The 18,555-nt window shown below is 71.4% G+C and carries 14 protein-coding genes; 6 read left to right on the top strand and 8 right to left on the bottom strand.

Annotation, left to right across the window (positions count from 1 at the left end):
• Positions 1 to 19: 19 nt before the first annotated feature.
• Complete coding sequence (gene amgK / locus G5B46_RS18200) at positions 20 to 1,105, bottom strand: N-acetylmuramate/N-acetylglucosamine kinase AmgK (RefSeq protein ID WP_165261125.1); 1,086 nt, start codon at positions 1,103 to 1,105, stop codon at positions 20 to 22.
• Entirely contained in the window at positions 1,095 to 1,589 is a 495-nt protein-coding gene (gene tsaE, locus G5B46_RS18205) for a tRNA (adenosine(37)-N6)-threonylcarbamoyltransferase complex ATPase subunit type 1 TsaE (RefSeq protein WP_165261127.1), read from the bottom strand. Before tsaE ends, amgK begins: the two co-directional genes overlap by 11 nt.
• A gap of 116 nt (positions 1,590 to 1,705) precedes the next feature.
• Between tsaE and G5B46_RS18210 the strand changes: the two genes are divergently transcribed.
• Positions 1,706 to 2,341: a hypothetical protein gene (locus tag G5B46_RS18210; protein ID WP_165261129.1), complete on the top strand. Its 636-nt coding sequence runs from the start codon at positions 1,706 to 1,708 to the stop codon at positions 2,339 to 2,341.
• On the opposite strand, the gene G5B46_RS18215 is transcribed toward G5B46_RS18210, so the two are convergent.
• Both G5B46_RS18215 and G5B46_RS18220 read right to left on the bottom strand, forming a co-directional pair.
• A complete protein-coding gene (locus G5B46_RS18215) occupies positions 2,338 to 3,252 on the bottom strand; it encodes a tyrosine recombinase XerC (protein WP_165261131.1) in 915 nt (304 codons plus the stop codon). The two genes, G5B46_RS18210 and G5B46_RS18215, sit on opposite strands and share 4 nt — an antisense overlap.
• 140 nt (positions 3,253 to 3,392) lie before the next feature.
• The gene (locus tag G5B46_RS18220) at positions 3,393 to 4,073 is read right to left on the bottom strand and encodes a DUF484 family protein (RefSeq protein WP_165261133.1); all 681 of its coding nucleotides are present in this window, start codon (positions 4,071 to 4,073) and stop codon (positions 3,393 to 3,395) included.
• A gap of 136 nt (positions 4,074 to 4,209) precedes the next feature.
• Here G5B46_RS18220 and G5B46_RS18225 point away from each other — a divergent pair, with 136 nt between their 5' ends.
• The gene (locus tag G5B46_RS18225) at positions 4,210 to 6,372 is read left to right on the top strand and encodes a primosomal protein N' (RefSeq protein ID WP_165261135.1); all 2,163 of its coding nucleotides are present in this window, start codon (positions 4,210 to 4,212) and stop codon (positions 6,370 to 6,372) included.
• 88 nt (positions 6,373 to 6,460) lie between these two features.
• Positions 6,461 to 8,251 (top strand): VWA domain-containing protein, encoded by a 1,791-nt coding sequence (locus G5B46_RS18230; RefSeq protein ID WP_346764948.1) that lies wholly within the window; start codon positions 6,461 to 6,463, stop codon positions 8,249 to 8,251.
• A 175-nt stretch (positions 8,252 to 8,426) separates the two neighbouring features.
• Here G5B46_RS18230 and G5B46_RS18235 read toward each other — a convergent pair whose 3' ends face one another.
• From G5B46_RS18235 to dapB, 4 genes are all read right to left on the bottom strand, one after another.
• Positions 8,427 to 8,783, bottom strand: a complete 357-nt coding sequence (locus G5B46_RS18235) for a DUF1318 domain-containing protein (protein WP_165261139.1) — start codon at positions 8,781 to 8,783, stop codon at positions 8,427 to 8,429.
• A 15-nt stretch (positions 8,784 to 8,798) separates the two neighbouring features.
• Positions 8,799 to 8,978, bottom strand: coding sequence for a YnbE family lipoprotein (locus G5B46_RS18240; protein WP_058349385.1), 180 nt, complete (start codon positions 8,976 to 8,978; stop codon positions 8,799 to 8,801).
• 35 nt (positions 8,979 to 9,013) lie between these two features.
• Positions 9,014 to 12,280, bottom strand: a complete 3,267-nt coding sequence (locus G5B46_RS18245; RefSeq protein ID WP_165261141.1) for a YdbH domain-containing protein — start codon at positions 12,278 to 12,280, stop codon at positions 9,014 to 9,016.
• A 202-nt stretch (positions 12,281 to 12,482) separates the two neighbouring features.
• Complete coding sequence (dapB, locus tag G5B46_RS18250; RefSeq protein ID WP_165261143.1) at positions 12,483 to 13,265, bottom strand: 4-hydroxy-tetrahydrodipicolinate reductase; 783 nt, start codon at positions 13,263 to 13,265, stop codon at positions 12,483 to 12,485.
• Between the two features lie 259 nt (positions 13,266 to 13,524).
• Here dapB and G5B46_RS18255 point away from each other — a divergent pair, with 259 nt between their 5' ends.
• The 3 genes from G5B46_RS18255 to G5B46_RS18265 all read left to right on the top strand — a co-directional run bounded on the left by G5B46_RS18255 (position 13,525) and on the right by G5B46_RS18265 (position 18,327).
• Positions 13,525 to 15,807, top strand: a complete 2,283-nt coding sequence (locus tag G5B46_RS18255; protein WP_165261145.1) for an NADP-dependent malic enzyme — start codon at positions 13,525 to 13,527, stop codon at positions 15,805 to 15,807.
• 282 nt (positions 15,808 to 16,089) lie between these two features.
• A complete protein-coding gene (locus tag G5B46_RS18260) occupies positions 16,090 to 17,511 on the top strand; it encodes an HWE histidine kinase domain-containing protein (RefSeq protein ID WP_165261147.1) in 1,422 nt (473 codons plus the stop codon).
• 51 nt (positions 17,512 to 17,562) lie between these two features.
• Entirely contained in the window at positions 17,563 to 18,327 is a 765-nt protein-coding gene (locus tag G5B46_RS18265; protein ID WP_165261149.1) for a 3-oxoacyl-ACP reductase, read from the top strand.
• Positions 18,328 to 18,555: the final 228 nt, after the last annotated feature.

The raw sequence follows: 18,555 nt of genomic DNA on the forward strand, positions 1-18,555 counted from the left end.
GCTTTCTTGGGAGAGGCGCTCACGAGCGGACCTCCGCCGGCACGTGGGCGTCGAACCAGGCCTTCAGGCCCGAAAGCGCCGGATCAGCCAGGCAGCTGTCGAGATAGCGCCACAGGCGGGGCATGAAGCTTTCGTACTTCGGCTTGCCGTCGCGGGTGACCAGGCGGGCGAAGATGCCGAGGATGCGGGCGATGTTGAGCGCCCCCAGCGCGTGGTAGTCGGCCAGGAACTGCGTGCGGTCGAGGTCGGGCCGGGCGGCCAGGTAGCGGTCGAGGCCGCGCTGCTCGATCTGCGGCGACACGTCGCGGCGGGCGTCGTGCAGCAGCATCGAGAAGTCCCAGGCCGGGTGGGCGACCACCGCATCCTGGAAATCGATCAGGCCGACGCGGGCCGGGCCTTCGCGATCGGGAAGCCACAGCAGGTTCTCGGCGTGATAGTCGCGGTGGCAGAACACCGAAGCGCCGGCCTCGGCCCGGGCGCGGATCGGCGTCCACAGCGCCTGCCACTCGGCAAGAGCGGCCGCGCCGAAGGTCACCGGCTTGAGCTTGGGCAGCCACTCGACGAACAGGTCCTGGGCCATCTGCAAGGCCAGGTCGTCATAGGTCAGCAGCGGCCAGGTCGAGCCGCCCGCCTCCAGCACCGCCGGCGGCCTGGCCGCGTGCAGGGCGACCAGGGCGTCGACGGCCGCGTCGTACATCAGGGGCTCGTCGCCGCCATTGGCGATCACGCTGGCGTAGAGATCATCGCCCAGGTCTTCCAGCACGGCCAGGCCCAGGGCCGGCTCGGCGGCCAGCACCTCGGGGGCGGAAAGGCCTTGGGCCCGCAGCCAGCCGGCCACGGCCACGAAGGCGTCCACCCGGCCCGCGGCCAGGCGATAGGCGGCGTTGAAGCCCAGGGCGCGGCGCTCGTCCGGCGTGGCGCCGGGCGGGCACGGCGCGGTCTCCAGGGCCGGCGGCTGGTCCATGAAGATGAAGGTCGCCTCGCCGCGATACAGGCGCTCGTACGACCGGGTCGAGGCGTCGCCGCCCAGCGGCTGGCGGCGGACGTCGCCATAGCCGTGACGGGCCAGGAAGTCGGCCTTCAGGGTCTCGCGGTCAGAGCTCAAGCTTGCGTTCCTTGAAGGCGCCGTACGGGGTGATGCGGACCAGGCGCGCCTCGCCGTCGGGCGCGTCCAGAACGGGCGAAATCTCTACATCGAGTCGGTGCGGCGGCAGACGGCCCTCCAGGCGCTGGGGCCACTCGATCAGGGCCGCGCCGTCCTCCAGCGCCTCGATGAGGCCGATCTCGTAGGCCTCGTCCGGATCCTCCAGGCGATAGAGGTCGAAGTGGGCCAGCGGGAACTCGGCCGCCTCGTAGAACTGCACCAGGGTGAAGGTCGGGCTGGGCACCTCCTCGTCGGGCGAGGTCAGGGCGCGCACCAGCGCCCGGGCCAGGGTCGACTTGCCCGCGCCCAGCGGGCCGTAGAGGCACAGGGCCGCGCCCGGAAACAGGATCGCGGCCAGCCGCGCGCCGAGCGCCTTGGTGGCCGCCTCGTCGGGCAGGTCGATTTCGAGGGAGGCGGCGCCCCCGGGCGCCTGTGGCGTAGACATCGCGCCAATCTAGAGTCCCCCACGCGGGCCTCAAGCGGCTTTCAGGAATTTTGCCGTCGCCGGGGCGCGCGGGGCGTCCTATCACCAGCAGAACAATCCCGAGAGGATCGGTCGAGATGAAGAACTGGAAGCTGTGGGCCGGCCTCGCCGCCGTGGTCGTGGTGATCGGCGCCGGCTGGTGGGCGTGGTGGAACTTCGAACTGCGCTGGCGGCCCAAGACCATCACCCGGAACCAGGCCGAGATCGCCAAGATCCTCGAAGGCTCTGGCTGGGTGTCGCCGGGCCTCAAAGGGCCCAAGCTCTACATGATCAGCTTCCGCACCTGCCCCGACTGCGTCCGCTTCAAGAAGGAAGAGTACCCGCGCCTGCACAAGGCCGGGATCGACACCCGCCTGATCGAGATCGCCCGCGCCGACCGCAACGGCGTGCCGAAATCGACGCCGGTCGAGCGCGCCACCGTGGCCGAGCTGTGGATCAACCGCTCGTGGGAACTGTCGGAAAAGTGGGACGCCACCCCGGTCGACGCCTGGACGGCCCCGGGCCTCAAGCCCGCCGACGGCGACATCGCCCGCACCGCCGTCATCGAGGCCGGCCGCAAGTCGGTCGAGGACCTGGTTCCGCTGCTCAAGCAGAACGGCGTGAACTTCGCCTATCCGCTCTTGGTGTGGTGGACGCCCGACGGCCAGATGAAGGCCTGCGCCTGCGAGAAGCGCGAGACCTATCGCTTCGTGCGCAAGGACCTGGGGCTCTAGGCCCGCGGGTGGGCCTTGCCGTAGGCCGCCAGCAGGCCTTCGGCGTCCACCTGGGTGTAGCGCTGGGTCGTCGACAGCGAGGCGTGGCCCAGCAGGTCCTGGATCGAGCGCAGGTCGGCGCCCGCTCCCAGCAGGTGGGTGGCGAAGCTGTGGCGCAAGGCGTGGGGCGTGGCCCGGTCGGACAGGCCAAGCCGCCCCCGCAGCAGTTGCATGGCCGCCTGCACGTGGCGCGGCGACAGCGGCCCGCCGCGCTTGGCGCGGAACAGCGGCTCGTTCGGGGCCAGCACGAAGGGCAACGCGGCCAGATAGGCGTCGACCGCCGCCCGCACGGCGTCGAGCACCGGCACGATCCGGGTCTTGCCGCCCTTGCCGGTGATCCGCAGCGTCTCGCCCAGCGGCGCGTCGGCGCGGGTCAGCGACAGGCCCTCCGAAATCCGCAGGCCGCAGCCCCAGAGCAGGGTCAGCACCGCCTCGTCGCGGGCGGCCTCCCACGCTTCACGGTCGGGATCGACGGCGATCTCGGCCAGCAGGCCCCGGGCCTGGTCCTCGGTGACCGGACGCGGCGCGCCGACCTTGATGCGGGGCCCCCGCACCAGGCCGATGGCGGCGTTGGGGGTGGCAAGGCGCGCGTCGAGAAAGCGGTGGAAGGCCCGGATCGACGACAGGCTCTGGCTGACCGACCGCGGCGACAGCGGATGATCGCCCGAACGCCGGAAGGCCAGATAGGCCCTAAGGTCCGCGGCCGAGACCGCGCCGAGGCCGTTCAGCGACAGGCTTCCGCCGTTGTGGCCCTCGATGAAGTTCAGATAGGCCAGCACGTTGTCGCCATAGGCCCGCACCGTACGCTTCGAGGCGCGGCGCTCGTCGGCCAGGTGCGTCAGCCAGGCGGCCAGGGCTTGCCGGGCATGCATCTAGATCCTCCCCCTCTGGGGGAGGTGTCGGCGAAGCCGACGGAGGGGGGAGTGGGGAATGCACGTCCAGCTGTCGGATAGCTGAGAACGCCCCCCCTCCGGCCCTCTGGGCCACCTCCCCCAGAGGGGGAGGAGCTCGACTACGGAACCGGCCAACGTTCGGCCGTGCGCTCGACGACGCGGGCGAGGAACGCCACCAGGTCGGAGCCCATGTCGGGGGTGAAGGCTTCGGGGTCGGTGGAGCCGAAGGCCAGGACGCCCTGGCGCGAGGGCTCCCACAGGGCCATGCGGACCAGGGCCATGCTGCGGATGGTGTCGAGCTTGTCGCCGAACAGGCCCAGCGCCGGAGCGAAGAAGCCCATGCGGGCCACGCCGTGGTCGCCCATCAGCATGTCGACTTGGCCGTCGACCAGAACATGCCAGCCGGCCGGCACCCGGGCGGGGCCTTCCAGGGCCACCGTGCCGGCGGCGAGGCTGAAGCGCAGGGCGGCCATCTCGTCGACCCGGCGGGCGAGGTCGGAATGGTTGCGGGCGTCGAGCAGGTCGATGACGGCGGCATGCACCTGGGCCTGGGCCGACATGTTGGCCTCCGCGGTGGCCTCGATGGTCTTGCGCACCTGAGCCTCGCGTTCGCGGGCGGCGGCGGCGCGGGCGATGGCCACGTGGCCGAACTCGACGACGTTGCCGGTGTCGAGCTTCAGGCCCAGGTCGGACAGCAGGTCGGTGTCCTCGCGCAGCACCTCGGGCTGTTCACGAAGAAAGTCGCGGACCAGATCGGGATCGATCTGGGGCTGGACCATCGCCTGGCTGGATTCGCTCATGACCCCTCGCAAAAACGATCGCCTGCACGCGTCAGGCGAGGCCGATGAAGCCCTGTTTCGGTTAACGCCGGCTTGATGACGACGCCTGCGGCCCCATCTCGACGCGGCGACGTTTCCGTTGCAGAAGGCGGGTCCCATGCCGCGCATCGCCTCCGTCCTGCTGCCCATGCCGCTGCCCGAGGCCTTCGACTATGCCGAGCCCGAGGGCCTGGAGCTGGTCGTCGGCGACCACGTGTCGGTGCCGCTGGGTCCGCGCACCGTGCGCGGCGTGGTCACCGCCCTGCGCGACGGCGTCGGCGGCAACCGCCGCCTCAAGTCCGTGCTCGCCCGCGTGGACGATCCGCGCCTGCCGGCCAACGTCATCACCTTCGTCGAGTGGGCCGCGCGCTACAGCGTCGACGTGCCCGGCTGGCCGCTGGCCATGGCCCTGCGCGGCCTGCGTCACCCGCCGGCCAAGCCCGAGAAGGCCGTGGCCCTGACCGGCGTGCAGCCCGCCCGCATGACGCCGGCCCGGCTGAAGGTGCTGGCGGCCGCGCAAGCCGGCCCGCTGAGCGCCGCCGAACTGGCCCGCCAGGCCGGGGTCTCGGCCGGAGTGGTCAAGGGGCTGGTCGACGAGGGCGCGCTGGAGCCGGTCCTGGTCGCCGCCGACGACAGCGTCGCCCAGCCCGACCTTTCCCTGCCGCCCCAGACCCTGAACCCGAGTCAAAAGGCCGCAGCCGACGAGATGGCCGACATGCTGGCGGCCGGCGGCTTCCAGGCCGCGCTGCTGGACGGCGTCACCGGCTCGGGCAAGACCGAGGTCTATCTCGAGGTCGCCGCCGCGGCCCTGGAGGCCGACCCGGCCGCCCAGGTGCTGGTGCTGCTGCCCGAGATCGCGCTGACCCAGGCCGTCATGGGCCGCTTCGAGCAGCGCTTCGGAGCCGCCCCGATCGAGTGGCACTCGGGCGTGTCGCCGCCGCGCCGCCGCCGCGCCTGGGAGGCCGTGTCCGACGGCCGCGCCCGCATCGTGGTCGGCGCCCGCTCGGCGCTGTTCCTGCCGTTTACGAACCTCAAGCTGATCGTCGTCGACGAAGAGCACGACGGATCGTTCAAGCAGGAAGAGGGCTTCATCTACCAGGCCCGCGACCTGGCGGTGGCGAGAGCCAAGATCGAGGGCGCCCTGGTGGTGCTGGCCAGCGCCACGCCGTCGCTGGAAAGCCTGTGGAACGCCCACCAGGGCCGCTATCGCTGGCTGCGGCTGGGCGCGCGCCACGGCGCGGCGCAGCTGCCCGACGTCCACCTGATCGACATGCGGGCCACCCCGCCCGAGCCCGGCCGCTGGCTGTCACCGACGCTCGTGAAGGCCGTCTCCCTGACCCTGCAGAAGGGCGAGCAATCGCTGCTCTTCCTCAATCGCCGGGGCTATGCGCCGCTGGTGCTGTGCCGGGCCTGCGGCGAGAAGCTGAAGTCGCCCGACAGCGACAGCTGGCTGGTCGAGCACCGCTACACCGGGCGCCTGGTCTGCCACCTGACCGGCTTTTCGATGAAGAAGCCCGAGGCCTGCCCGCACTGCGGGGCCAAGGACAGCCTGGTCTCGATCGGCCCGGGCGTGGAGCGGGTGGAGGAAGAGGCCCGCTACCTGTTCCCCGACGCCCGCATCGCGGTGTTCTCGTCGGACACGGTGTTCGATCCGGCCGGCGCGCGGGCGCTGGTGGACTCGATGGCGGCGGGCGAGATCGACATCCTTGTCGCCACCCAGGCCGCCGCCAAGGGCCACAACTTCCCCAACCTCACCCTGGTGGGCGTCATCGACGCAGACCTTTCGTTGCGCGGCGGGGATCTGCGGGCCGGCGAGCGGACCTTCCAGCTGCTGGCCCAGGCGACGGGCCGCGCCGGCCGTCACGAGAAGCCAGGCCGCGCCTACCTGCAGACCTATTCGCCCGAGCACGCCGTGCTGCAGGCCCTCAAGGCCCAGGACCGCGACGCCTTCGTCGAGGCCGAGATGGCCATGCGCGAGGAGGCGGGCCTGCCGCCGTTCGGACGCCTGGCCGCGGTGATCGCCTCGGGCCCCGACGCCGAGGCGCTGGAGGCCTATGTCCAGGCCCTGGCCGCCGCCACGCCCAATGCCGAGGGGGTGGAGGTCTACGGTCCGGCCGACGCGCCGCTGGGCCTGGTGCGCGGGCGCCGCCGCAAGCGCTTCCTGGTGCGGGCCGGCCGCAATGTCGACCTGCCGGGCTTCATGGCCGCCTGGCGCGCGCGGGCCAAGGTTCCCAACTCGGTGCGCGTGACGATCGACATCGATCCGTACTCTTTCCTGTAGCCCCCTCCCCCCGCGCCACGGGCGAGGAATGCCCCTGGCGCTTTTCTTTTACATGTGTAATCTCGACCTCGAACGAGGAGGAGACACCGTGTCCAAGACCGCGCGCCTCGCGGGCGTCAGCCTGCTGTCATTCCTGACCGCCCTTCCCGCCGGCGCGATCACGCCGGCGCCCCAGGCCCAGGACGGTTCGCCCACCGCCGCAGCCTGCGCCGCCCTCGGCTATCCCAGCGTCGGCGAGGTCCAGACCTCAGGCCTGCAGCGGCGTTCGGGCGTCCAGGCCCGCCCGGCCATCGCCCCGCCGCCCTCGGTCACCCCGCCGCCGCCCCTGCCGATCCCGCCGGTCAAGGAACGCGCGCAGCGCAGCGCCGCCGACACGGCCGTCCTGGCCTACGCCCCGCCGCCCCCGGCCATGGTCCGCTCGCCGTCGTCGCTGCCCATGCCCGCCCCCGCGCCGCGCGACACCGAGCGCTATCCCAGCGCCGTGGCCAACCCGATCAAGCGCACCGCCGACGAGCCGGTCTCGACCTTCTCGATCGACGTCGACACCGCCGCCTACGCCAATGTCCGCCGCTTCCTCGACGACGGCCTGCCCGTGCCGCGCGAAGCCGTGCGGGTCGAGGAGATGATCAACTACTTCGACTATGGCTATGCCCGCCCGGCCTCCGCCGAGACGCCGTTCCGGGCCAGCGTCGCGGTCGTGCCCTCGCCGTGGTCGGCGCAGCGCAAGCTCGTGCACATCGGCCTGCAGGGCTACGAGCGCCCCCGCGCCAACCAGCCGCCGCTGAATCTGGTCTTCCTGGTCGACACCTCCGGCTCGATGTGGAGCCAGGATCGCCTGCCGCTGGCCAAGAAGGCGCTGAACGTGCTGGTCGACCAGCTGCGCCCGCAGGACCGGGTGGCCATCGTCGCCTATGCCGGCTCGGCCGGCGCGGTGCTGGCGCCCACCGACGGCCGCTCCAAGCTGAAGATGCGCTGCGCGCTGGAAGCCCTGCGCTCGGGCGGGTCGACCGCCGGCGGCCAGGGGCTGGAACTGGCCTACGCCCTGGCCCGCCAGAACTTCGACAAGGCCGCCGTCAACCGCGTGATCCTGATGACCGACGGCGACTTCAACGTCGGGGTCGCCGATCCCTCGCGCCTCAAGGACGTGGTCGCCGACCAGCGCAAGAGCGGCGTCTACCTGTCGGTCTACGGCTTCGGGCGCGGCAACTACAACGACCTGATGATGCAGACCCTGGCCCAGAACGGCAACGGCACGGCGGCCTATGTCGACAGCCTGCGCGAGGCCCGCAAGCTGCTGCGCGACGACTTCGCCAGCAACCTCTTCCCGATCGCCGACGACGTGAAGATCCAGGTCGAGTTCAATCCGCGCGAGGTCTCCGAGTACCGCCTCATCGGCTACGAGACCCGCCTCTTGAACCGCGAGGACTTCAACAACGACCAGGTCGACGCCGGCGAGGTGGGGTCGGGCGCCTCGGTCACCGCGCTCTACGAGATCACCCCGGCGGGCGCGGCGCCCTCGTCCGATCCGCTGCGCTACGGCGACGAAAAACCTGCCCCGGCGACCGGCAAGGCGGGCGAGCTGGCCTATCTGAAGGTGCGCTACAAGCCGCCGGGCGGCAGCGCCTCCAAGCTGATCGAGCGCCCGATCGGCCCGGCCGACGCCTATGCCCGCCTCGGCGCCGCCCCGGAGGCCACCCGCCTGGCCGTCGCGGTCGCCGCCTACGGCCAGAAGCTGCGCGGCGATCCCTGGCTCGACCCGTCGTTCGACTGGCCCGCCGTCACCGCCCTGGCCCAGGGCGCCCGCGGCGAAGACCCCTACGGCCTGCGGGCGGAGTTCGTGCAGCTGACCCGCGCGGCGGCGGGAGCGAAGGGGGATTAGATCCCTCTCCCCTTGCGGGAGAGGGTGGCCCCGCGGAGCGGGGTCGGGTGAGGGGTCGCACTTACAGAAACGCCGCGACGGCTGGTCAGCTGTCGCGGCGTCTTGCGTCTGAGAAACCCCTCATCCGTCATCCTTCGGATGACACCTTCTCCCGCAAGGGGAGAAGGACGAGGGATTACTTCTTCACCCAGCCGCCGCCGAGCGGCTTCCAGTACTGGCCGGCCGACAGGCGGGCGTAGAGCTGCTTGGCGGTGGCCTGGCCGGCGGCGTCGGCGGTGACGCCCGTCTTGGCGGCGGTGTCCTTGTAGACGGCCGCGCGGCCGGTGTTGATCTCGGCCACGGCGGCGCGCAGGTCGGCGTCGCCGCCCGACACGATGCCCAGGAAGCCGTCGGCCTGCTCGCCGACCGTGCCGGCGGACTTGGCGGCGTCAACGGCGGCCTTGGCGGCGGCCGACTGGGCCATCACAGGGGCGGCGGCGACCGCGCCCAGGGCGGCGGCGATGGCCAAAACCGTCATCGTCTTGCGGATCATGGCGGTTCTCCTTGCTTAGAACAGGTTCGGGTTCTGCTGGATCAGCGTCTGGACTTCCTTGTCCAGCCGCACCCGCACGTCGGCGTCCAGCTTGGCGTAGATGTTGATCGGGTCGACCTTGACGCGGACGGTCGGGGTGCAGGCCGCAAGGCCTCCCGCCGCCAGCAGGGTCGCGATCAGGACGCGCTTGTGCATGGCTTTGTCTCCAATTCGGGCTTCAGGGTCGTCGTTCACGGCTGAACCGGTGCTGAACGGCGTGTTTCTTCTGTCTCTTCGGCGAAGCGACGGCCCCAGGCGGCGAGAAGCTCGTCGAAATTGAGCGAGGTGTCGAGCGTCAGGTCCACCGGCGTCTTGGCCGGCAGCGGGATCCGCCGCTGGAAGGCCTTGCCGCGGATCAGCTCCAGAATGCCCACCCGGGCCTTCTCGGCGACCTTCGGATCGTGCTCGCCCTTGATGTGGAACAGCATGCCCAGGCGCCCGTTCGGCGTCGAGCTGACGCCGGCCTCCAGGGTGTCGAACGACAGGTTCTCCATGGCCTGGTAGGCGAAGTCCTGGATGGCGTTGACCGGCGCATCGGCGGCCGGCTGGTTGTTGGGGTTGCCCGGGCTGTCGCTTTCGCCCTGGTTGGCCTCGACGCCGGTCAGGGCCTCGCGGGCGATCGAGATGCGGCCGGGCTTGATGGCCGACAGCTTGCCGTCCAGCAGCTTGAAGCCCTTGTCGCTGAACTGGAACGGCAGGCGGCCCGAGACCACCGCGTCCAGCTTGACCTTTTCGGCCAGGGTCGAGCCGGCGGTCAACTCGCCCAGGTCCAGGCCGTCGATGACGATGACGCCGCTGATCGGGCCGCCGTTCAGCGGAACATCGACGGGCTCGATCGAGATCTTGCCCTTGGCCGCCGTCAGGCTGGCCTCGCTGACCTTCAGCGAGGTGGCGCCCAGGGTGAACACCGCGCCCACGGCCTCCAGCGGCACGATGGAGTCGATGCGGGTGATCTTCAGGCTCTGGTCGGGGACGCTGGTCAGCGGCGCCAGGCTGTCGAACTTCACGTCGCCGGCCAGGGTGGCCACGAACCCCAGCGGGCTGGCGCGGAAGTCGAGGCCCTGGGTTGAGACCTCGCCGCTGCTGGTCACGCCCTTGTCGGTCCAGTCGAAGCGGCCCTTGAAGCTGGCCTTGCCCTCGGCCTCGCTGGCGAAGGCGGCCATCGGGCTGACCGCCACCGGCTGCAGGCCCGCCTCCTTGGTGAAGACGATGTTGGAGGCGTCGATCAGCGCCGAGCCGCGCCCGCTCTCCACCGCGTGGCGGATGTCGATGCGGCCCAAGGCGAAACCGCTGGCGGTGCCGACGTCGACGCCGCCGCTCCACACGCCCGAGGCCAGGTTGAGCCTTCCCGTCGCCTTCACCGGCTCGAAGCGCTTGGCCGAGGCCGCGTCGATCAGGCGGCCTTCGGTCAGCCGCACCTCGGCGCGGTCGAAGCCCTGCCCGCCGCCGACGAAGGTCCCGGCCACGCCTTCTGCTTTCGCTTCGGCCGCCGTGATCGTTCCGCGTCCATTGGCGAAGCGGGCCTGGGCCTCCCAGCGGCCATTGGCCACCCGCACCAGCGGCGCGGCCACCGGGCAGACGTCCAGCGCGATGTCCTGGATCGGGCGCTCGCCGGCCTCGCCCGCCTCGATGGCGGCCACCTTGACCGGCGTGCAACCGGAGAGCCGGAAGTCGAACACGCCGTTGGCGGCCCGGGCCTGGCCCTTGATCGCCGCGCTGATCCCCTGCGCCGGCGGCACGTCCAGCGTTCCGGCCAGGGCCACGGGCGAGGAAAAGCCGCCGGCGTCGGCTCGCCAGTCGCTGGCGCTGAGGGTCAGTTCGGGCAGGCCGCCGCCGCCCAGCGCCAGGGTCGCCGCCCCGCGCGAGACGCCATTGACGCTCTCCATCAGCCGCCCGCCGCCGGGGGTCAGGGTCGCCTTGGCGCCGCTGGCCGAGGCCAGGGTCACCGGCTTGCCGGCGAAGGCGGCCAAGCGGCCCTCGCCGATCTCCAGCCGCAGGTCGTCGGCGTCGAGCGAGAACTCGGCCAACGCCTTGCGGGCCGCGGCGGCGTATTCGGGACTGGGCAGGCCGGCGGTCAGGCGCTCGGCGTCGGGGGCGGCCACCGCCCCGTCGGCCCCGGCCCGACCGGCCAGGGTCAGGTTCAGGGTCTGCCCCGCCTGGAACCGGCCCTTGGCGTCCAGCACCAGGGCCGACAGCCCCAGGCCGTCGCGCGCCGCCCGGCCGACGCCCGCGGCCACCTGGATCGGGCCCGACACGCTCATCGGCCGGCCCTTGGGCGCGCTGAACACGAAGGTCTTGGACTTGATGTCGATCGCCGTGCGGGTCAGGGCCGCGCCGCCCGCCACCGCCCGTTCGGCCGTGCCGCGCAGGCGCGCCGGCCCCAGCACCCGCGCGCCGGCCTTGTCGAAGTCCACCCGCAGGGCGTCGCTGTCGAGCTCGGCGGTGAAGCTGCGGGCCTCGACGCCCGGCGCCACCAGCCGCCCGGCCCGCGCCTGGCCCGACAGCCGCGCGGCCGCCCCGCCCTGGGTGAAGTTGCCGGCCACCAGGCCCGCCAGGGTCAGGCGGGTCTCGACGTCCTCGAGGCTGGTCTCGCCGGCCCGCAGGCCCTGGGCCTTGATCGACAGCTTGACGTCGGCCGGCCCCGTGGCCGCCAGCCGCTTGAGGTCGGGATAGGCCACGTCGGCCTCGACCCGGGCGTCGGCGCCCTCAAGGTCCATCTGCGCCGCGTCCAGGGCGTCGACCTGGGCGCGGGCGTCCACCGACAGCCGGTCGCCGCGCTTGCGGGCCCTCAGCACCGCGCCGCGCAGCTCGACCTGCAGGTCGTCGCTGGCGTAGCGCATGGCCGCGATCGCCGCGTCCAGCCGCAGCAGCTGGCCGTCGTCGAGGCTGGCGTCGCCGGTCAGGCGGGCCACGCCTCCCGGGGTCCGCAAGGTGACACGGGCGTCCTCGACCAGCACCGCCGGCCCGCCCTCCTTGGCCTCGCCGGGCGACTTCAGCGCCTCGTCGATCAGCGGCTGCAGCTTGCCGAAGGTCAGCTTTTGCCCGTCATAGCTGGCCTGCAGGCGGGGGCTGGTGATGCGCACGGCCCGGGTGTCGATGGCAAACGGACCGCCCGACCACGGGGCCTGCAGGTCGTAGGCCACCTCGATGCGCTTGGCCGAGAAATAGGGGTCGTTCTTGGGGCCCAGCCGGATCGAGCCGGAGAAGCCCGAGGCGTCCAGGCTCTCGACCGAGATCAGGCCCTCGATGCCGCGCTCGGCCAGCCACGCTTCGGCCAGCGCCTGGCTGATCTCGCGCCGGCCGGCATAGGCCGACATGCCCAGCGCGATGAACGCCATCATGGCGAAGGACGCCGCCTCCAGCCCGGCGTCGGCCAGCGCGGCCTTGCTCAGGCGCGGGCCCCGCTTGGGCTTGGCGGGTTTCTTGACGGAATCGGGGTCGGCGTGCGGCTCGGCCATTGGCCGCACCATGCCGCAACCCGTGGCGTTTGTGAGGCCCCGGTACGAGAAAAGTCAGGAAAGCGACGGTTTGGAAATGTTGCGGGGCGGCGCGTCCTTCGAGGCTCGCCTGCGGCTCGCACCTCAGGATGAGGACGTCAGTGCAATGAATCCCTCATCCTGAGACGCCCGCGCGAGCGGGCCTCGAAGGACGCAAGGCGCCTCAAACCGCCTTGAACCCCAGCACCTGCTGCATGTCGTAGATCCCCGGCGCCTGGCCTTGCGCCCACACCGCCGCCGCCACCGCGCCGCGCGCGAACAGGCCCCGGTCGATGGCCGAGTGGGCGATGGTCAGGCTTTCGCTCTCGCCGGCGAAGATCACGCTGTGCTCGCCGATGATGCCGCCGCCGCGCACCACCGAAAAGCCGATCGAGCCTTCCTTGCGCGGACCGGTGACGCCGTCGCGGGCGCGGTCCTCGACCTCGGAAAGCACCACGCCCCGCCCGTCGGCCGCGGCCTGGCCCAGCATCAGGGCCGTGCCCGAGGGCGCGTCGATCTTGCGCTTGTGGTGGGCCTCGAAGACCTCGATGTCCCAGTCGCTGGCCGGCAGGGCCGCGGCGGCCTGGCGCACCAGGCCCATCAGCATGTTGACGCCCAGCGAGAAGTTGCCCGAGCGCACGATCGTGACCTTTTCGGCGGCCTTGGCCAGCCGCGCGTCCTGCTCGGGCGTGAACCCGGTCGAGCCGATGACCAGGGCGATCCCGCCGCCGGCCGCGGCGATGGTCTCGGCCAGGGCCACCGAGGCCTCGGGGATGGTGAAGTCGATGATCGCCTGCGCGTCGGCCAGCGCGCTCTCCAGCGCGACCAGCCCCTCGCCCTGCGCCCCCGGACGGTCGAAGCGGGCCACGGCTACCGCGTCGGCGCGGCCTTCCAGCGTGGCGGCCACGGCCTTGCCCATGCGGCCCAGGGCTCCGGCGACGGCGATCCGAACGGGGGACGAGGACATGGGATTTTCTCCGGCAAGCAAGCTCGCGCCTCGTCGCCCACCCCCTCTCCGGGGTCAACGGATTTATCCGGCGGGCTTCCGTAGCGGGAGCGATGACGAACCCGCAAACCTTTGCCCAACAAGCGTTTGTACCGGTACCATTTGATATTGTCAGGTTGTAGCCGCCCATGCCCGTCGCTAGGCTGGTCCGTGCATAAGGACGCGTCGCATCGTTCGGCGGGTCCATTTCAACTGGCTACGCAGGACAGGAAACGCCGCCATGAGCGACGCGGAACGCAAGACCTTCACCGACGCGGAGGCCCTGGCCTTCCACCGCTATCCCCAGCCGGGAAAGCTGGCGGTCACCCCCACCAAGCCGATGGCGACCCAGCGCGACCTCAGCCTCGCCTATTCGCCCGGCGTGGCCGTGCCGGTGCACGCCATCGCCGCCGATCCCGACGCCGCCTACGACTACACCTCCAAGGGCAACCTGGTGGCGGTGATCTCCAACGGCACGGCGATCCTGGGCCTGGGCGACCTGGGGGCGCTGGCCTCCAAGCCGGTGATGGAAGGCAAGAGCGTGCTCTTCAAGCGCTTCGCCGACGTCGACAGCATCGACATCGAGGTCACGACGAAAGACGCCGACGAGATCATCACCGTCGTCAAGAACATCGGCGTCACCTTCGGCGGCATCAACCTGGAAGACATCAAGAGCCCCGAGTGCTTCCGCATCGAGACCGAGCTGCAGGAGCTGCTCGACATCCCGGTGTTCCACGACGACCAGCACGGCACCGCCATCATCTGCGCCGCCGGCCTGATCAACGCCTGCCACATCACCGGCAAGAACCTGTCCGACATCAAGGTGGTGCTGAACGGCCCCGGCGCGGCCGGCATCGCCTCGATGGACCTGATCAAGGCCATGGGCGTGCGCCCCGAGAACGTCATCGCCTGCGACAGCAAGGGCGTGCTCTATCGCGGCCGCACCGAGGGCATGAACCAGTGGAAGAGCGCCCACGCGGTCGACACCGACAAGCGCACCCTCGAGGAAGCCGTCGCCGGCGCCGACGTGCTGCTCGGCCTCTCGGCCAAGGGCGCCTTCACGCCCGAGATGATCGCCAGCATGGCGCCCAATCCGGTGATCTTCGCCATGGCCAACCCGGACCCTGAGATCACCCCGGAGGAAGTCCACCGCGTGCGCAAGGACGCGATCATGGGCACCGGCCGCAGTGACTATCCCAACCAGGTCAACAACGTCCTGGGCTTCCCCTACATCTTCCGCGGCGCCCTCGACGTGCGCGCGCGCCGCGTGAACCACGAGATGAAGATCGCCTGCGCCCAGGCGCTGGCGATGCTGGCCCGCGAGGACGTGCCCGACGAAGTGGCCGCCGCCTATCACGGCCGCCAGCTGAAGTTCGGCCCCGACTACATCATTCCCTCGGCCTTCGACCCGCGCCTGATCTGGTACGTGCCGCCGTTCGTCGCCCAGGCGGCGATGGACACCGGGGTGGCCCGTCGGCCGATCGCCGACATGGACGCCTACCGCCAGAGCCTGGCCCAGCGCCTCGACCCCACCGCCGGCTTCCTGCAGAAGATCGCCGGCTCGGTGCTGGCCAAGCCCAAGCGCATCGTCTTCGCCGAGGGCGAGGAGCCGTCCGTCATCCGCGCCGCCTACGCCTTCCAGACCGGCGGCTACGGCAAGGCCATCCTCTGCGGCCGCGAGAACCTGGTGCACGAGAACATGAAGCTCGTGGGCCTGGATCCGGAGACCGCCGGCCTGGAGATCCACAACGCGCGGCTTTCCGACCGCAACCCCGACTATGTCGACGCCCTCTACGCCCGGCTCCAGCGCCAGGGCTTCCTCAAGCGCGACGTCCAGCGCCTGATCAACCAGGACCGCAACAGCTTCGCCGCCTCGATGGTGACGATGGGCGAGGCCGACGGCATGGTCACCGGCGTCACCCGCAGCTTCGACCAGGCGCTGGACGAGGTGCTGCGCGTCGTCGACCCCGCCCCCGGCGGCCGGATCATGGGCATGTCGGTCGTGCTCGCGAAGGGCCGCACCATCTTCGTGGCCGACACCAACGTCACCGAGCTGCCCGACGCCGACGAACTGGTCGAGATCGCCTGCGAGGCCGCCTCGGCCGTCACCCGCCTGGGCTTCAAGCCGCGCGTGGCCTTCATGAGCTACTCCACCTTCGGCAACCCGATGGGCGAGCGCTCCGACAAGGTGCGCCAGGCCGTCGCCACGCTGGACGAGATGGGCGTCGAGTTCGAGTACGAGGGGGAAATGCCGCCCGAACTGGCCCTCGACCCCGAAAAGCGCCTCGCCTACCCGTTCATGCGCCTGACCGACAGCGCCAACATCCTGATCATGCCGGCCATCCACGCCGCCTCGATCTCGACCAAGCTCGTCCAGTCGCTGGGCGGCGCCACGGTGATCGGCCCGGTGCTGCTGGGCCTCTCCAAGTCGGTGCAGATCTGCCCGCTCGGCGCCTCGGTGTCGAAGATCCTCAACATGGCGATGATGGCCGCCTACGACCAGCCGGTGGAGGCGGGGGAGTAGGGGAAGCGGGGCCATGACCGCCGCTCGCCTTGCGGCGGTCAACCTTCACCTCAACCGGGCAGCGGCCGCCTAGAAGATCCTCCCCTTCTGGGGGAGGTGGCCCAAAGGGCCGGAGGGGGCCAGCGCCGGCGCTGGGGGCCCCCCCTCAGTCGCTCCGCGACAGCTCCCCCTTCAGGGGGAGCATCTGGCCGCAGACGCGAGAATTGCCCCTTTCACCTCATGCGCGAACGGGGCCATGATATCGCTCCCGTCGCTCGCTCCCCTCGGAGACCGCCCGGACCGATGATCGATACGGTCTCGCCCAGCCTGACCACGGCGCTGAAGCATGCGCCGATGGGGATCGCCATCTTCGACCGGTCGATGCGCTATCTGGCCCACTCGGCCCAGTACCTGACCGACCAGGGCCTGCCGGCCGACATGCCGCTGCTGGGGCGGGTGCACTACGAGGTGTTCCACGAGATCCCGCAGTACTGGCGCGACCTGCACGCCCGGGTGCTGAACGAGGGCGTCGAGCTGCGCGAGGACGCCGGCGACCGCTATGTCGACCGCACCGGCCGGATCGAGTGGATCCGCTGGTCGATGGCCCCCTGGCGCACCGAGGACGGGGCGATCGGCGGCCTGGTGCTCTATACCGAGGTGGCCACCGCCGCCGTCGAGGCGCGCCTGCGGCTGGAGGCGGCCGAGGCCCGCTACAAGGCGCTGTTCGAGCAGGCGGCCATGGGCGTGGCGCGGATCTCGCCGACCGGCGCGTTCCTCGAGGTCAACGACCGCTTCTGCGCCATCACCCGCCACGACCGCGCCCACCTGCTGGCCGGCAACGCCGCCGAACTGATCGAGCCGGAAGACCTGCCCGGCGCGCAGGGCCAGACGCGCTCGCTGCTGGCCGGCCGCACCGACACCTACGCCGCCGAGCGCCGCCTGCGGGCCGGCGACGGCGCGCGGCTGTGGATCCGGCTGAACGTCTCGCGCGTGCAGCCCAGCGGCCAGGCGCCCTACCTGGTGGCGATCATCGCCGACATCACCGCCCGCAAGGCGGTCGAGGCCGAGCAGGAGCGCCACCAGGGCCAGCTGCGCCTGCTGATCAACGAGCTGAACCACCGCGTGAAGAACACCCTGGCCACCGTCCAGTCGATGGCCGCCCAGACCCTGCGCAACGAGCCCGACCCGGTCACCGCCTTCGAGAAGTTCGAGTCGCGCCTTCTGGGCCTGTCGCTGGCCCACGACGTGCTGACCCGCGAAAGCTGGCACGGGGCGGACCTGTGCGAGGTGGCCCAGCGGGCGCTGGCGCCGTTCACCGCCGCGGCCGGCCGGGTGCGGGTCGAGGGCCCGCCGTGCTTCCTGCCGCCCGGCGGGGCCCTGACCATGTCGCTGATCTTCCACGAGCTGGCCACCAACGCGCTGAAGTATGGCGCGCTGTCGAACCTCGACGGGTCGGTGGCGGTGGAATGGGCCTTCGATCCGGCCACCCGCGCCCTGTCGCTGACCTGGACCGAGACCGGCGGGCCGGGCGTCGAGGCCAGCCCCACCCGGCGCGGCTTCGGCTCGCGGCTGATCGAGCGCAGCCTGCGCGGCGAACTGCGCGGCCAGGCGCGCATGGACTGGCGGCCCGAGGGCCTGGTCTGCCGGCTGGAGGCCGTGGCGCCCGCGCCCACCCCGCCCTCGCCCGAGCTCGGCGTCGTCGCCAGCCTGGACGAACGGCGCTAAGAGCGCGGCCGGGCCGGCACGCGCCAACCAGGAATTTTGGAGTCTCTATCTATGCAGCTGTCCGACCAGATCGTCCTCGTCACCGGCGCCGGCCGGGGCCTGGGAGCCGAGATCGCCCGCGCCTTTTCCCGCCACGGCGCCCGCGTCATCGTCAACTATCGCGCCAGCAAGGACGCCGCCCAGGCCCTGGCCGCCGAGTTGGGCGGGCCCGAGCGCGCCATCGCCGTCCAGGCCGACGTCGCCGACCGCGCCGCCGTCGAGGCCATGCTGGCCGCCGCCAAGGCCGCCTTCGGCTCGCCCGTGACCACCGTGGTCAACAACGCCCTCGACTACAGCTTCAACGGCGAAGCCCGCGCGCATCTGGCCAACATCGCCTGGGAGGACTTCGAAAAGCAGAACACGACGGTGCTGAAGGGCGCGCTGAACGTCATCCAGGCCGCCGCCCCCGACATGGCCGAAGCCGGCTTCGGCCGCGTGATCAACGTCGGCACCAACCTCTTCCAGAACCCCGTCGTGCCCTATCACGACTACACCGCCGTCAAGGCCGCCCTGCTGTCGCTGACCCGCACGGCCTGCGGCGACCTGGGCCCCGCCGGCATCACCGTCAACATGGTCTCCGGCGGCCTGCTGCGCGTCACCGGCGCCAGCGCCGCCACGCCCGAGCCGGTCTTCGACCTGATCGCCGGCATGACCCCGCTGCGCTCGGTCACCACGCCGGCCGAGTTCGCCGACGCGGTGCTGTTCTTCGCCAGCCCCTGGAGCCGCGCGGTCACCGGCCAGAACCTGGTGGTCGACGGCGGCCTGGTGCGGGACTGATCTCTGGGTCCCTCTCGCCTAACTTTCAGCCCGTCATCCCCGCCCCTGTGGCGGGGATCCCTCTTTCAGCCGCAAGAGCAGTGGGGGCGGATCGCCAGCGATCCGCTGGCGCCTCATGTGCGAGCGGAACCAGGGGTTCCCGCCACAAGGGCGGGAATGACGGGAGAAGAGGCAAGGGGAGAAGGATTTCTGGGTGCGACGCCCTGCCCTCTTGAGCGACTCAGGCCT

Origin of the sequence: Caulobacter sp. 602-2 (assembly GCF_011043625.1) — a bacterium.
Lineage (GTDB): Bacteria > Pseudomonadota > Alphaproteobacteria > Caulobacterales > Caulobacteraceae > Caulobacter.